Source organism: Variovorax sp. GW821-FHT10D07, from assembly GCF_059415325.1.
The window spans coordinates 109,270-124,189 of record NZ_JBWKMZ010000021.1; the positions used below are offsets into that span (position 1 = coordinate 109,270).

Here is a 14,920-nt window from a genome sequence, read left to right on the forward strand (position 1 = left end):
GTCCGCGCGGCTTACTGCGGCTGCAGCCCGATCTCGCGCGCCACGCGCTGCCAGCGCTCGGCCTCGGCGCGCATGAAGGCACGCAGCTCGGCGGGGGTCGAGCCGCGCAGCTGCACGCCGAGCGCCGACATGCGCTCCTTCACCGAGGCATGGGCCAGCGCCGAGACGGCCTCGGCGCGCAGCTTCTCGACCACCTCGAGCGGCGTGGTGGCGGGCGCGACCAGCGCCCACCATTGGTCGATCTCCATGCCCGCGAGGCCGCTCTCGGCCAGCGCGGGCACGCCCTGCAGGCCCGGGATGTCCACGCGCTTCGTGCTCGCCACCAGCAGCGGCCGGATGCGGCGCGCGCCCACCAGGCTCGAGCCGCTGGCCAGGGTCGCGAAATGGCCGGCCACCGTGCCCGCGGCCACGTCGGTGAGCGCGGGCGCCGAGCCGCGGTACGGGACCATGTTGAAACGGATCTTCGAGCGCTGCGCCAGCAGCTCGCCCGCGAGATGGCTCACGGTGCCCGCGCCGCTGTGCGCGATCGCGGGCGGCGCGGCGCTCGCGGCGGCCGTCTTCATGAAGCTGCGGAAGTCCTTGCTGCCCTCGTCCATGCCCGCGAACAGCACCAGCGGCGAGGTGCCGATCATGGTCACCGGCGTGAAGTCGCGCAGCAGGTCGTAGGGCAGCTTCGCCGTCACCGCCGGCGCGATGGCATGCGGCAGCTCGACGATGACCAGCGTGTAGCCGTCGGGCGGCGCCTTGGCGGCGGCGTCGGTGCCGATCTGGCCGGCCGCGCCCGGCCGGTTGTCGACGATCACCGACTGGCCCAGCGTCTGGCTCATGCGCTGCGCCATGGCGCGCGCGATGGCATCGGTGCTGCCGCCCGCGGCCCAGGGCACGACCAGCTTCACGGGCCGGTCGGGAAAGGCGCCCGCCCGGGCGTTGCCGGTGGCGCCCAGCAGGGCGCCTGCCGATGAAACGGCAAGGAAGGTACGTCGGCGCATCGCGTGCTCCGTGAACGAGGGACGAAGAAAGAAAGAACCGGCCTCAGACCGGCGGATCGGGCCAGCTCGGGTCGCAGGCGGCGCTCGCGGTGAGCATCAGCACCACGTGCGCATCGGCCGCCACCAGGCCGTTGTCGCGCAACTGCCGCAACGCGCCCAGGCCCGCGGCCGCGCAGAGTTCGGCGCTCACGCCGGCGGCCGTCAGCAGCCGCCGCGCCACGCGCGCCTCGTCGTCGTTGACCACCACCGCGCCGCCCGCGGTGGCGGTGGCGGCCTGCCATTGCAGGTAGGTGACGGTGGCGCCCGCGGTCGAGAACTGCGCCGTGTGGCCCGGGTAGCTGCCGTTGACGGCACCGCCCGCGAGCACGCGCGACAGCCGCGGGAACGGCTCCACCAGCCACAGCCGCGGCAGCCGCGCGATGCGCCCGGCCGCCAGCAGGTCGCGAAAGCCCGCGTAGATGCCCCAGGCCAGGTCGCCGCGCGCGGTCGGCACCACGATGTGGTCGGGCAGGCCGCCCTCGGCCAGGCATTCGGCCGCTATCGGCTTGTAGCCCTCGATCGCCAGCGGCGCGCTGCCCAGCGCGGGCAGCCGGTAGTTGGTGAGCGCGAAGTAGCCCGGATGCTGCGCGCGTTCGCGCACGAAGGCCCAGCGGCCCGCGTTGTCGGAGAAGGCGTAGCGGCGCGCGCCGAGCGCGTCGAGCTGGCGCGCGTAGGCGGCCGGCAGGCCTTCGTAGCCCGCGACCTCGCAGGACAGGCCCGCGGCCCAGGCATAGTGGGCCGCCGACACCGCGGCATTGCCCGAGGAGGCCAGCACCAGCGTGTGGGCGCCGGCTTCCAGCGCCTGCGCCACGCCGACCGCGGTCATGCGGTCCTTGTGCGAGCCGGTCGGGTTGACCGATTCGTCCTTGAGCGCCAGCCGCGCCACGCCCAGGCGCTGCGCCAGTTCGGGCAGCTCGCGCAGCGGCGTGTTGCCTTCGCCGAGCGTGAAGCCCGGCAGGTAGGGCATCGGGAGGCCGGCGTCGGTGCCCGGCAGGTAGCTGGCCCGCAGGCCGATGTGCACGCCCATGCGACGGCAGGCCGGGCAGCCTTCGTTGAGCGAGGACACCGGATAGAGCGTCTCGCAGCGCAGGCACTGGAGGCCGCGCAGTTGCGGATTGCGCAGCGGCCGCACGGCATCGGCCGCGAGGGCCTCGTCCGCGGCGGCGTCGGAAGAAAGGTCGGCGGGCAAGGTATCGAGCGCGTGGAGTGTCATCGCACTGTAGGGTGTGAAGGAGTCGGTCGGGGTGGCGGGCCGAATCTTATGCGTTCGGAAATAAAATCAGAATGCCCAAAATACTCAACCGATAACGGAACTTATCGATGCGATTTGCGGAGATCGAGACTTTCCGGGCGCTGATGCGCAGCAGTTCCACGCGCAAGGCCGCGGCGCTGCTGCATGTGACGCAGCCGGCGATCAGCCAGTCGCTCAAGCGGCTCGAGACGCAGGCCGGCATGCAGCTGTTCCAGCGCACCGGCGGGCGGCTGGTGCCCACGCCCGAGGCGCGCGCGCTGTGGGTGGAGGTCGAGCGCGTGTTCATCGGCATGGACGCGATCGAGCACCGGGTGCGCAGCCTGCGCGACTTCGGCACCAACCAGCTCGAGCTCAGCTGCTACCCGGCCTTCGGGCTGGGCTTCATGCCGCGCGCGCTCGAGCGCTTCAAGGCGCACCGCGGCGCGAGCGCCTGGCCGCAGGTGTCGCTGCAGGTGCTCAGTTCCAAGGACGTGCGCGACCGGGTCTCGATGGGCATCTCCGACTTCGGCCTGATGGCCGACGAACTCTCGCTCGAGGGCCTCGAGCATTCGACCTTCGCGCATTTCCCGGGCGTGGTCGTGATGCCGCAGGGCCATGCGCTCGCGCGCTTCAAGAGCATCGAGCCCGAGCAGCTGGTGGAGGCGCCCTTCCTCGCGCTCAACCCCGAGGACCCCTCGCACCGCCGGCTCGAGGCCGCGCTGGCGCAGAAGAGCCTGGCGCTGCGCATGGTGGTGCAGACACCCTACGCCGCCAGCGTCTGCGAGATGGCGCTGCGCGGGCTCGGCGTGGGTCTGGTCAATCCGATCACCGCGCTCGACTATGCCGAGCGCGGACTGGTGGCGCGCAAGCTGTCGGTCGACATCTCCTTCGCCTGCATCCTCGCGCTGCCGGCCGGCAAGGTGCTGTCGTCGACCGCGCGCGACTTCCTCTCGGTGATGCGCCAGCAGCTGGCCGATGACGAGAAGCGCATGCAACGCTACCTGCGCTGAGCCTTCAGCCCTCAGTCGGCAGCCGGCCGAGGAAATCGCCGATCGCCGCGCCGATCTCCGCCGCATGCGTTTCGAGCGCGAAGTGGCCGGTGTCGAGGAAACGCACCTGCGCGTTCGGGTTGTCGGTCTTGAAGGCCTCGGCGCCCGGCGGCAGGAAGAAGGGATCGTTGCGGCCCCAGACCGCGAGGAAGGGCGGGCGGTGGTTGCGGAAGTAGTCGTGGAACTTCGGATACAGCGCCACGTTGTTCGCGTAGTCGAGGAACAGGTCGAGCTGGATCTCGATGTTGTCGGGCCGCTGCATCAGCGCCCAGTCGAGCTCCCAGGCCTCGGGCGCCACCTGCTGCGGATCGGGCGTGCCGTGCACGTACTGCCAGCGCGTGGCCTCGTGCGTCAGTTGGGCCGCGCGCACGGCCTCGCGGTTGGCGGCATTCGGCTCGCGCCAATAGGTGCGCAGCACGCCCCAGCCCTCGCTCAGGCCCTGTTCGTAGGCATTGCCGTTCTGCGACACGATCGCGCTCACCCGCTCGGGCCGCGACAGCGCGAGCCGGAAGCCCACGGGCGCGCCGTAGTCGAACACGTAGATCGCATAGCGCCGCAGCCCGAGCGCGTCGGTGAAGCCCTCGATCACCTTGGCGAGGTTGTCGAAGCTGTAGGCGAAGGCCGGCCGCGCGGGCGACTCGGTGAAGCCGAAGCCCGGCAGGTCGGGCGCGACGATGTGGAAGCGGTCCGCCAGCAGCGGGATCAGGTTGCGGAACATGTGCGACGAGCTCGGGAAGCCGTGCAGCAGCAGCAAGGTGGGCCGCGAGGGATCGCCAGCCTCGCGATAGAAGACCTTGTGCGCGCCGACGGCGACGGTGTGGAAACGAACCATGGGAAGACTCCTGCAAGCCGATGGCGGCGTCCGGGGACTCCCGGACTTGAATAACCTGCTAACGACGTTTTTAAAGGTTATTCATGGCTGAGTAACCTGTCAATCTATTTTTTGACGGTTATCATCGCGCCAGGAGCTTTGCCATGACCACCACCGCCGCCCCCATGCCCGCGCCCTTCGTCGGCGACCATCTCGCGCTCGATTTCGTCAACAGCACCGCCACGCCCGACGGCGTGCGCGTCGAATGGCTGGCCGACGGCGCGGCGCTGCTGCAATGGCTGCTGGCGGCGAAGCAGATCGCGCCGGCCGATGCCGAGCGGCTGCAGGCCGCCCAGGGCGGCGCGGCCGCGCTCGATGCGGTGGCGCGGCGCGCGCGCGAGCTGCGCGACGGCTTCCGGCACTTCGCCGAACGCCACGCGGGCCGGCCGCTCGACGTGGAGGCGGCGGCCGAGCTCGAGGCCCTGAACCGCCTGCTCGCGCAGGACCAGAGCCATGTGGAAGTGGCGGCCGACCCCGAGGGCGGCGGCCTGCGGCTGCGCCGCGTCGAGCCCTTCTCGACGCCCGATCAGCTGCTGCAGCCGATCGCGCGCGCCATGGCCGGGCTGCTGTGCGACGAGCGTTTCGAATGGGTGCGCGCCTGCGAAGGCCACGCCTGCACGCTGATGTTCCTGGACCGCACCAAGACCCACTCGCGCCGCTGGTGCAGCATGGCCTCATGCGGCAACCGCGCGAAGGCGGCCGCGCACCGGGCGCGGCGCGGCCTCAGTTCCAGCTGAACTCGTGGTTCAGGCCGATCACGACCCCGCGCACGCCCTGCGGCCCGGTGCGTGAGGCGCTGAGGTCGAGGCTGATCAGCGGCGTCAGGTTCAGGCGCGCGCCCACGCGCGAGGTCCACAGCCGCGAGACGCGACTGCGTTCGGCGATCAGCGACAGCGTGTCGTTGAGCGCCCACTCGCAGGCCAGCCCGCCGCGCGCCGTGCGCTGGCCTGTGCCGGGCGCCCAGTCGGCGCCGAGGTTGGCATGGATCTGCAGGCTCTGCGTGGGGCGCCAGGTGATCGGCAGCACGAACTGCCCGCCCGTGCGGCCGCCGGTGCGCAAGTCCGACACCGTGCCGGCCGAGACCGCGGCGCTCCAGGTGGCATCGGGCGCCGGGCCGAAGAAATTCCACTTGATCTGCGGCCCGCCCGTGACCGTGCGCACGCCCAGCGTCGACAGCCGGTCGAGGTTGAAGCCCAGCTCCACGGGGCCGATGCGGCAGGCCGGGCCCAGGTGGAAGCCGATGACCGGCTCGGTGCCGGTGCGGCCCCACCAGGTCTCGTACTGGCACTGGCCCGGATCGAGCGTGGCGGCATCGTCGATGTCGAAATGGCCGGCCGCGTGCGCGCTCGCGCCGGCCCACAGGCCGCAGGCGGCCAGCAGCCATCCGATGCGCGTCCCTCTCGTGGCGTGTTCGTTGTTCTTCATCGCGAGCGTTCCGGTGGAACCGGCGCGCGATTCTAGGCAGGCGGAAAGTCGGCGGCGTGACGCCGCGGCTCGAACGCTAGATCTCGAACTGCGGCTGCAGCTCGCGGATGCGCTTGATCGCCACGCCCGCCGCGGCCGTGCGCGTCTCCACGCCAAGCTTCACGTAGACCCGCTCGAGGTGCTTCTTGGCCGTGGCCGGGCTGCTGCCGAGGATCTCGCCGATGTCCTTATTGGTCTTGCCCTTGACTACCCAGTAGAGCACCTCGGCCTCGCGCGCCGTGAGCTTGAGGCTCAGGCTCATGGCCTCGATCACGGCGGTGTCGGACACCTCGCGCATGATGATCATCCACTCGTCGCCGTCGTCGTCGTGCCCGGTCTGCTGGTGCAGCCGCAGCGTGAGGCTGCTGGCGCCCTGCGCGATCGACAGCGCCGGCGGCTCCACGCCGCGCTGGCGGGCCGCCGGCGCATGGCTGCGCAGCCAGTCGAGCACGGCGGCCGGGGTCTCGGGCGCGCGCGTCTCGCAATAGCGCTGCAGCAGGTCGCGCGCCAGCGCCGTCTGCCAGATCAGCCGGCCCTCGGGCAGCCGCACCGTGATGCTGGCATAGCCGAAGGCGTCGAGCGCATTGCGCGCCTGGCCGGCCTGGCGCGCCACCTGGCGCGCGCGCCGGGCGCCCTGCAGGTGCACGTTCATGCGCGCCAGCACCTCCTTGGGCTTGATCGGCTTGGTCACGTAGTCCACGCCGCCGGCCTCGAGCGCGGCCACCAGGTGCTCGGTCTCGGTCAGGCCGGTCATGAAGACGATCGGGATGTGCGCCGTCATCCCGTCGGCCTTGAGCCGGCGCGCGACCTCGAAGCCGTCGATGCCCGGCATCATCGCGTCGAGCAGCACGATGTCGGGCCGCGCCTGCGCGGCGCGCTGCAAGGCCTGTTCGCCGTTGGTGGCGATCAGCACCGTGTAGCCCGATTCGTCGAGCGCGTCGTGCAGCACCGCGAGGTTGTCGGGCACGTCGTCCACGATCAGCACCAGGTCGCTGTTGGCGCTCTTGTCGCGCAGCGACTGCGCGAGCGGCACGGGTTCTACAGGGGGGACCGGTGTGTTCATCTGTTTGTCATCCCGCATGGGCCGCATCGGCCAGCGCGCGGCCCATGGCCTCGAACTGGAACTGCCGCGCCAGCACGCGCTGCGCCTCGGTCCAGGCGGCGCACTCGGGCTGCTCGCCGTCGATCGCGTCGAGCTGGTTCATGATGCCGCGGAAGTAGCCGAGGCTCACGGCCTCGTCGAGCGCGCGCAGCCGCTCGCGCGAGGGCGGGCGCAGCACCAGCTGCACCGGCGCCGGCGCGCTCGCCACGGCCGCTTCGGTCCAGCGCAGGCCGAGCCGGCGCTCGAGCCAGTCGAGCAGCTCGGTGTGGCGCACCGGCTTCACGAAGAAGTCCTCGGGCGCGATCTCCACGTCGTTGTCGAGCCCCTTGTCGAAGGCGTTGGCCGAGACGATCGCCACCGCCGCGTCGGCCAGCCCGAGCCGGCGCGCGCGGCGGATGGTCTCCCAGCCGTCGATGCCGGGCATCGCGAGGTCGACGAACATGGCGTCGGGCCGGTAACCGGCGGCGATCAGGTCGAGCGCATCGTGGCCGCTGGCCGCGCTGCGCAGCTCGAAGCCCAGCGGCGCCAGCACATGGCCCAGCAGCTCGCGGTCGGCCTCCTCGTTGTCGACCACCAGCAGCCGGCGGCGCGCGCCCTTATAGCCGCGCCGCGCGCGCTGCACCGGCTGCGGCCGGCCGGCGCCGGCCACCGCCTCGTGCACGCGCGGCAGGAACAGCCGCACGCAGAACAGCGAGCCCACGCCCGGCGTGCTGCTGACCTTCATCTCGCCGCCCATCAGGTCGGTCAGCATCTTGGCGATGGTGAGGCCCAGCCCCGCGCCCGGCGCGGCCGCGGCGCCGGCCGAATCGCCGCGCGCGAAGGGCTCGAAGATGCGCTCGATCTCGGCCGCCGTCATGCCCGGGCCGGTGTCCTCGATCTCCACCGCGGCGAACTCGCGCGCATAGGCCAGCCGCAGCGTGACCTGGCCCGCGGCCGTGAACTTGATCGCGTTGCCCAGCAGGTTGATGAGGATCTGGCAGACCCGCTTCTCGTCGGCGCGCACCACCTCGGGCAGCGTGCCCGCGGCCTCGAAGTGGAAGGCCAGGCCCTTCTCGGCCGCCTGCAGCTCGAACATGTCGGCGAGCTCGCGCAGGGTGTCGGCGAAGCGCATCGGCCGCGCATGCAGCGTGAGCTTGCCGGCCTCGATGTGGGCGATCGCCAGGGTGCCCTCGATCAGCGACAGCAGGTGCTCGCCGCCGCGCTTGATGACCGCCACCGCCTGCTGGCGGTGCGGCGGCACGGAATGGTCCTCGCCCATCAGCTGCGCATAGCCGAGGATGCTGTTGAGCGGCGTGCGCAGCTCGTGGCTGATGGCGCTGATGTAGCGGCTCTTGGCCTGGTTGGCCTGGTCGGCGGCGCGCCGTGCCTGCTCGGCCGCGAGCTTGGCCTGCTCGGCCACCTCGCGCGCCTCCTCGGCGGTGCGCGTGGCCGACTGCAGCGCGCGGTCGGTCTCGCGGTGCAGCTCGATCTCGCGCACCAACAGGTGGGTCTGGCGGTTCGATTCCTCCTGCGCCACCTTGCGGCTCTGGTGCGCCAGCACCAGCCACCAGGCCACGATGCCCGCGATCACCAGCAGCGCCATGTAGGCCTTGAGGAAGCCCGAGCGCAGCGAGGCCTGCTGCGCGGCCGCGAGCGCCTGCGCCACCTCGCTCCGCGCGGCCAGCTCGAGTGCGCGCTCGCCGAGCGCGCGCAGCTCCTGCTGGTAGAGCACGCCGAACACCACCGCCAGCAGCGGCACGATGATCAGCATCAGCAGCAGGAAGTGGCCCAGGCCGGTGTCGAGGTAGCGCCAGCTGCGCCGCGGCAGCAGCCAGCGCAGCACCGCCGACCACTGCGCCGACAGGCTCGCATGCGGCTTGCAGAGGTCGCCGCAGCGCGCGTCGAGCGTGCAGCACAGCGAGCAGATCGCGCCCTGGTAGGCCGGGCAGTGGGCCATGTCGGGGCCTTCGTACTCGCGCTCGCAGATCACGCAGCGCTGCACCGCGAGGCGGCGGTAGGCGCCTTCGGATTCCACCCGGGCCCACTGCACCGGCCGGCCGGCGGCCACCGCGGCGCCCTCGACCGAGCCGCGCGCCAGGTAGTAGCGCCCGCCCGTGGCCCAGGCCAGCAGCGGCGAGGCGACGAGCGCCGTGCCCAGCGCGATCAGCGCCGAGAAGGCCTGCGCCAGCGGCCCGAACACGCCCAGGTGCGCGGTGATCGACAGCAGCGAGGCCAGCGCCATCGCGCCCACGCCCACCGGGTTGATATCCCACAGGTGGGCACGCTTGAACTCGATGCCCGGCGGCGACAGGCCCAGCGGCTTGTTGATGACCAGGTCGGCCACCACGGCCATCATCCAGGCGATGGCGATGTTGGCGAACAGCCCGAGCACGTCGCCCAGCGCCTCGAACACGTTCATCTCCATCAGCATGAAGGCGATCAGCGCGTTGAACACCACCCACACCACGCGCCCCGGGTGGCTGTGGGCCACGCGCGAGAAGAAGTTGCTCCAGGCCAGCGAGCCCGCGTAGGCGTTGGTGACGTTGATCTTGAGTTGCGAGATCACCACGAACAGCGCGGTGGCCGCCACCGCCCAGCCGTAGTCGGGGAACACGTACTCGTAGGCCGCGAGGTACATCTGGTTCGGATCGACCGCGCGCTCCACCGGCACCATGTGCGTGATCGCGAGGTAGGCCAGCGCGGCGCCGCCCAGCATCTTGACCACGCCCAGCACCACCCAGCCCGGCCCGCCCGCCAGCACCCCGGCCCACCAGCGGCCGCGGGTGGCCGCGGTGCGCGCGGGCATGAAGCGCAGGTAGTCGGCCTGCTCGCCCATCTGCGTGATGAGCGCGATGCCGACCGTGAGAGCGGCACCGAACAGGTGCAAGTTGAATCCTTGCGCACCACCCTTGGCGCCGTTGTAGTGCGTGATGCCTGCGAACGCACCAGGATCGCGCACCAGCACATAGGCGAAGGGCACGACCAGCATCAGCAGCCACAGCGGCTGCGTCCACAGCTGCAGCCGGCTGATCGCCGACACCCCGTGCGTGACCAGCGGGATCACCACCAGCGCGCAGACCAGGTAGCCCCAGACCGGCGGGATGCCCAGCGCCAGCTCGAGCGCGTAGGCCATCACGGCCGCCTCGAGCGCGAAGAAGATGAAGGTGAAGCTCGCGTAGATCAGCGAGGTCAGCGTGGAGCCGATGTAGCCGAAGCCGGCACCGCGCGTGAGCAGGTCCATGTCGACGCCGTAGCGCGCCGCGTACACGCTGATCGGCAGGCCCGCGAGGAAGATGATCAGCCCCGTGGCCAGGATGGCCCAGAAGGCGTTGGCGAAGCCGTACTGCACCAGCAGCGTGGCGCCCACCGCCTCGAGGATCAGGAACGAGGCCGCGCCGAAGGCCGTGTTGGCGACCCGCCATTCGGACCATTTGCGAAAGCGCTGCGGCGTGTAGCGCAGCGCGTAGTCCTCGAGGGTTTCGCTCGCGACCCAGCTGTTGTAGTCGCGCCGCACCTTGACGATGCGCTGCGGCGCGTCGTCGGACTCGGTGGGGGGGACGGCGGAGGGCGGGCCAGGATTCACACCGTTTCGGTGCATCTTTCGTGCCACCCGGCGCCCCGCGGACCCGGTGCCATACGGCATTCGGCGAACAGGGCACGACTGTTGCAACAGCCCTGCTCTGCCCATAATGGCCGCCTCCTCCCGCCACCCGATGCCGTCTCCATGGAACTGACTCCGCGCGAAAAAGACAAGCTGCTGATCTTCACCGCGGCACTGCTCGCCGAACGCCGCAAGGCCCGCGGCCTCAAGCTCAACTACCCCGAAGCCATCGCCCTGATCTCGGCCGCCGTCATGGAAGGCGCGCGCGACGGCAAGAGCGTGGCCGAGCTCATGAGCGAGGGCCGCAGCGTGCTGACCCGCGCCGACGTGATGGACGGCATCGCCGAGATGATTCCCGACATCCAGGTCGAAGCCACCTTCCCCGACGGCACCAAGCTCGTGACGGTGCACCAGCCCATCGTCTGAACGACCGCACACCCAGAACAACCAAGGACAAGCCCTCATGCGCCCATCGATCTCCTCCAGGACCCTCGCCCTGCTCGCCGCCGCCCTGCTGCCCCTGGCGGCCAGCGCCCACACCGGCGTCGACGGCGGCCTGCACCACGGCCTCGTGGCCGGCTTCATGCATCCGCTGACCGGCGCCGACCACCTCGCGGCGATGGTCGCGGTGGGCGTCTGGAGCGCGCTGTCGGCGCGCCGCGCCTGGCCCGACCTGCTGTGGGCACCGCTGGCCTTCGCCGGCATGCTGCTGGCGGGCGCGCTGGTCGGCCTGGCCGGGCTGCAGCTGCCGGCGGTCGAACCGATGATCGCGGCCTCGCTGCTGGTGCTGGGCCTGCTGGTGGTCACGCGCGTGCACCTGCCGGCCGGCGTGGCGATGGCGGTGGTCGGCCTGTTCGCGGTCTTCCACGGCGTGGCGCACGGCCACGAGCTCGCGGGCGAGCACGACGCCGCCCTCACGCTCGCCGGCATGGTCGGCGCGACCGTGCTGCTGCATGCCGCCGGCATCGCGCTGGGCTGGGCGCTGCGCCACGCCAACGCCTGGCTGCCGCGCATCGCGGGCGCCGCGGTGGTCGGCCTCGGCGCCACGCTGCTGGCGCAGGCGATCTGAGGCGAGGCACTGGCCCATGATCCCCGGCGAAATCCTCACCGACGACGGCGACCACCCGCTCAACCCGGGCCGCCGCACCCTCACGCTGGTGGTGCAGAACACGGCCGACCGGCCGATCCAGGTCGGCTCGCACTACCACTTCGCCGAAACCAACGGCGCCCTCGGCTTCGACCGCGAGGCCGCGCGCGGCATGCGCCTGAACATCGCCTCGGGCGCCGCGGTGCGCTTCGAGCCGGGGCAGCAGCGCACGGTCGAGCTGGTCGATTTCTCGGGCGACCGCATCGTCTACGGCTTCCGCGGACTGGTTCAGGGCAAGCTCTGAGCGGGCGCCGGCATGCTGTCACTCGCGCTCTCCGCCTTTCTGCTGGGCCTGGTGTTCAACGCCGCGCCGGGGGCCGTGTTCGCGGAAACCGTGCGCCAGGGACTGCAGGGCGGTTTCCGTCCGGCCTTCGCCGTCCAGGTGGGCTCGCTGGTCGGCGACGCGCTGTGGGCCGTGCTGGGCCTGGCCGGCGCGGGCGCGCTGATGCAGATCGATGCCCTGCGCTGGCCGCTGGGGATCGCCGGCGTGCTCTATCTCGCCTGGCTCGCGGCCGACAGCTGGCGCGCAGCGAAGCGCGATGCCGGCATCGAGCGCGCGCAGGCCATGCCCCCGAAGCGGGCGCTGCGCTCGGGCGTGATCCTCTCCGCCACCAATCCCCAGAACCTGGCCTACTGGGCCGCGCTCGGCAGCGCCATGGCCGGCCTCGGCATGGACCGGCCGACCACCGCCCACTACGCCGTCTTCTTCACCGGCTTCATGGCGGCCTCCGTGCTCTGGTGCTTCGTCTGCGCGGGCCTCGTCGCCAGGCTCTTCGGACGCTCGGCATCGCGCTGGGCCGGCGTGACGCACCGCCTGTGCGCCCTCGCGTTCATGGCGCTGGCGGTCGCCTCGATGCGCGACCTGCTGAATTTCACCGGCCCCGCCGAGAACCGGCCCGCGGCCTCCCCCGCAAGACAAGGAACGACATGGCAACCATAGGCAGGCGCGCCTACGCAGAAATCTTCGGCCCCACGGTGGGCGACCGCGTGCGGCTGGCCGACACCGAGCTGCTGATCGAGGTCGAGGCCGACTACACGCTGCGCGCCGCCGGCTACGGCGAGGAGGTCAAGTTCGGCGGCGGCAAGACGATCCGCGACGGCATGGCGCAGTCGCAGCGCACGCGCGCGCAGGGTGCCGTCGACACGGTGCTCACCAACGCGCTGATCCTCGACCACTGGGGCATCGTCAAGGCCGACATCGGCCTGAAGGACGGCCGCATCGCCGCCATCGGCAAGGCCGGCAATCCCGACGTGCAACCGGGTGTCGATATCGTGATCGGCCCGGGCACCGAGATCATCAGCTGCGAGGGCAACATCGTCACCGCCGGCGGCATCGACAGCCACATCCACTTCATCTGCCCGCAGCAGATCGAGGAGGCGCTGGCCTCGGGCGTGACCACCATGCTGGGCGGCGGCACCGGCCCCGCCACCGGCACCTTCGCGACCACCTCCACGCCCGGGCCCTGGCACATCGAGCGCATGCTGCAGGCGGCCGACGCGTTCCCGATGAACCTCGGCTTCCTCGGCAAGGGCAACGCCAGCCTGCCCGGCGCGCTGCACGAGCAGATCGAGGCCGGCGTGATCGGCCTCAAGCTGCACGAGGACTGGGGCACGACGCCCTCGGCCATCAGCAACTGCCTCGACGTGGCCGATGCCACCGACACGCAGGTGGCGATTCACAGCGACACGCTCAACGAGTCGGGCTTCGTCGAGAACACGATCGCGGCCGTGGGCGGGCGCGCGATCTGCGCCTTCCACACCGAGGGCGCGGGCGGCGGCCATGCGCCCGACATCCTGCGCGTGGTGGGCGAGGCGAACTTCCTGCCCTCGTCGACCAACCCCACCATGCCCTACACCGTGAACACGCTCGACGAACACGTCGACATGCTCATGGTGTGCCACCACCTCGACGCCGGCATCGCCGAAGACCTGGCCTTCGCCGAGTCGCGCATCCGCAAGGAAACCATCGCGGCCGAGGACGTGCTGCACGACCTCGGCGCGATCAGCATGTTCAGCTCCGACAGCCAGGCCATGGGCCGCGTGGGCGAGGTGGTGCTGCGCTGCTGGCAGACCGCGCACAAGATGAAGCTGCAGCGCGGCACGCTGCCCGAGGACAGCGCGCGCAACGACAACTTCCGCGCCAAGCGCTACGTGGCCAAGTACACGATCAATCCCGCGATCGCGCACGGCATCGCGCACGAAGTGGGTTCGATCGAGGTCGGCAAGTGGGCCGACATCGTGGTGTGGAAGCCGGCCTTCTTCGGCGTGAAGCCCTTCACCATCATCAAGGGCGGCAGCATCGCGATGGCCGCGATGGGCGACCCCAACGCTTCGATCCCGACGCCGCAGCCGGTGCACTACCGCCCGATGTTCGGCGCCTATGGCGGCTCGCTCGCGAAGGGCTCGCTGACCTTCGTTTCGCAGGCCGGCCTGGCCGCGGGCATCAAGGAGCGCTACGGGCTGGCGAAGAACCTGGCGGCGGTGAAGAACATCCGCAACGTGCGCAAGAAGGACCTGATCCACAACGGCTACGCGCCGAAAATGGAGATCGATGCGCAGACCTATGCGGTGCGCGCGGACGGGCAGTTGCTGACCTGCGAGCCGGCGAAGCTGCTGCCGATGGCGCAGCGCTACTTCCTGTTCTGAGACAAGGCCCGAAAATCCGGCGCGGCACGCCGGCTTGACAGGCTGCGTATCCTTGAAAGCATCGTTCCTGTCTTCAGACGCGCCACGCGTCCCACCGCACCATGCTCACCGCCAACAAACTCATGCCCCAGGGCCGCGGCCTCGCGCCCGTGCTGCTCAAGCGCGCCGCCACCATCGAACTCGACTGGGACGTGCGCCAGAAAAGCCGTTTCGACGCCACCGATTCGCAGGGCCGGCAGATCGGCGTGTTCCTGCCGCGCGGCACGGCCGTGCGCGGCGGCGACGTGCTGGTGGCGGAAGACGGTTCGCTGGTGCGTGTGATCGCTGCCCCGCAGCCGGTGCTGCGCATCACGCACTGCACGGCCCACGGCACGCCCTTCGACCTGACGCGCGCGGCCTACCACCTGGGCAACCGTCATGTGCCGATCGAGCTCAAGCCCGATCACCTGAAGATCGAACCCGACCATGTGCTGGCCGACATGCTGCGGTCGATGCACCTGATCGTGGTGGCGGTCGAGGAGGCCTTCGAACCCGAGGGCGGGGCCTATGGGTCGCACGAGCATTCGCATGGGGGTGGGCATAGCCATGACCATGATCACTCGCATGGTCATGCGCATTCTTCGGGGCCGAAGCCGCTGGTGTTGGCGCCGGAACTGCTCGATGGTCACGACCACTCTCACTGAGATGGGGGTTGGGATCTCTGTTCGAGGCCGTTTGTTTCGGTGGGGGCGGGCGCACGCCGACGGGGTACTCCCCTCCGCGAATGTCCCCCGCCTTCGGCTCCTCCTTTATTTCGCTGCGG

At 70.9% G+C, this 14,920-nt stretch carries 14 protein-coding genes; 8 read left to right on the forward strand and 6 right to left on the reverse strand.

All coding sequences use genetic code 11. The features are described from left to right. Positions 1–11 precede the first annotated feature (11 nt). Positions 12–989, reverse strand: coding sequence for a Bug family tripartite tricarboxylate transporter substrate binding protein (locus AC07PU_RS38375; RefSeq protein ID WP_495323144.1), 978 nt, complete (start codon positions 987–989; stop codon positions 12–14). 43 nt (positions 990–1,032) lie between these two features. Beyond that, positions 1,033–2,241, reverse strand: coding sequence for a pyridoxal-phosphate dependent enzyme (locus AC07PU_RS38380; RefSeq protein ID WP_495323145.1), 1,209 nt, complete (start codon positions 2,239–2,241; stop codon positions 1,033–1,035). A gap of 107 nt (positions 2,242–2,348) precedes the next feature. On the opposite strand from AC07PU_RS38380, the gene AC07PU_RS38385 reads away from it, so the two are divergent. Beyond that, positions 2,349–3,269 carry a LysR substrate-binding domain-containing protein gene (locus AC07PU_RS38385; RefSeq protein ID WP_093341057.1) on the forward strand — a complete coding sequence of 307 codons (921 nt, stop codon included), beginning with the start codon at positions 2,349–2,351 and terminating at the stop codon, positions 3,267–3,269. A gap of 4 nt (positions 3,270–3,273) precedes the next feature. On the opposite strand, the gene AC07PU_RS38390 is transcribed toward AC07PU_RS38385, so the two are convergent. Beyond that, positions 3,274–4,140, reverse strand: coding sequence for an alpha/beta fold hydrolase (locus AC07PU_RS38390; RefSeq protein ID WP_495323146.1), 867 nt, complete (start codon positions 4,138–4,140; stop codon positions 3,274–3,276). 143 nt (positions 4,141–4,283) lie between these two features. On the opposite strand from AC07PU_RS38390, the gene AC07PU_RS38395 reads away from it, so the two are divergent. Continuing rightward, positions 4,284–4,916: a CGNR zinc finger domain-containing protein gene (locus tag AC07PU_RS38395; RefSeq protein ID WP_495323147.1), complete on the forward strand. Its 633-nt coding sequence runs from the start codon at positions 4,284–4,286 to the stop codon at positions 4,914–4,916. Here the strand turns inward: AC07PU_RS38395 and AC07PU_RS38400 are convergent. The 3 genes from AC07PU_RS38400 to AC07PU_RS38410 form a co-directional block, all read right to left on the reverse strand. Continuing rightward, positions 4,903–5,604 (reverse strand): PA4824 family protein, encoded by a 702-nt coding sequence (locus AC07PU_RS38400; RefSeq protein ID WP_495323148.1) that lies wholly within the window; start codon positions 5,602–5,604, stop codon positions 4,903–4,905. The two genes, AC07PU_RS38395 and AC07PU_RS38400, sit on opposite strands and share 14 nt — an antisense overlap. A 76-nt stretch (positions 5,605–5,680) precedes the next feature. Further along, positions 5,681–6,706 carry a response regulator gene (locus tag AC07PU_RS38405; RefSeq protein ID WP_431510293.1) on the reverse strand — a complete coding sequence of 342 codons (1,026 nt, stop codon included), beginning with the start codon at positions 6,704–6,706 and terminating at the stop codon, positions 5,681–5,683. 7 nt (positions 6,707–6,713) lie between these two features. Further along, positions 6,714–10,322 (reverse strand): ATP-binding protein, encoded by a 3,609-nt coding sequence (locus AC07PU_RS38410; RefSeq protein WP_495323149.1) that lies wholly within the window; start codon positions 10,320–10,322, stop codon positions 6,714–6,716. A gap of 126 nt (positions 10,323–10,448) precedes the next feature. Here AC07PU_RS38410 and AC07PU_RS38415 point away from each other — a divergent pair, with 126 nt between their 5' ends. The 6 genes from AC07PU_RS38415 (at position 10,449) to ureE (ending at position 14,801) form a co-directional block, all read left to right on the forward strand. After that, positions 10,449–10,751, forward strand: coding sequence for an urease subunit gamma (locus tag AC07PU_RS38415; RefSeq protein ID WP_057591402.1), 303 nt, complete (start codon positions 10,449–10,451; stop codon positions 10,749–10,751). 37 nt (positions 10,752–10,788) lie between these two features. After that, positions 10,789–11,394 (forward strand): HupE/UreJ family protein, encoded by a 606-nt coding sequence (locus tag AC07PU_RS38420; protein ID WP_093341064.1) that lies wholly within the window; start codon positions 10,789–10,791, stop codon positions 11,392–11,394. 16 nt (positions 11,395–11,410) lie between these two features. Beyond that, entirely contained in the window at positions 11,411–11,716 is a 306-nt protein-coding gene (locus tag AC07PU_RS38425; RefSeq protein WP_057591400.1) for an urease subunit beta, read from the forward strand. Between the two features lie 12 nt (positions 11,717–11,728). After that, positions 11,729–12,412 carry a LysE family transporter gene (locus tag AC07PU_RS38430; protein ID WP_296785435.1) on the forward strand — a complete coding sequence of 228 codons (684 nt, stop codon included), beginning with the start codon at positions 11,729–11,731 and terminating at the stop codon, positions 12,410–12,412. Next, entirely contained in the window at positions 12,400–14,118 is a 1,719-nt protein-coding gene (gene ureC / locus AC07PU_RS38435; RefSeq protein WP_495323151.1) for an urease subunit alpha, read from the forward strand. Before AC07PU_RS38430 ends, ureC begins: the two co-directional genes overlap by 13 nt. A gap of 101 nt (positions 14,119–14,219) precedes the next feature. Beyond that, positions 14,220–14,801, forward strand: coding sequence for an urease accessory protein UreE (ureE, locus tag AC07PU_RS38440; RefSeq protein WP_093341069.1), 582 nt, complete (start codon positions 14,220–14,222; stop codon positions 14,799–14,801). Positions 14,802–14,920: the final 119 nt, after the last annotated feature.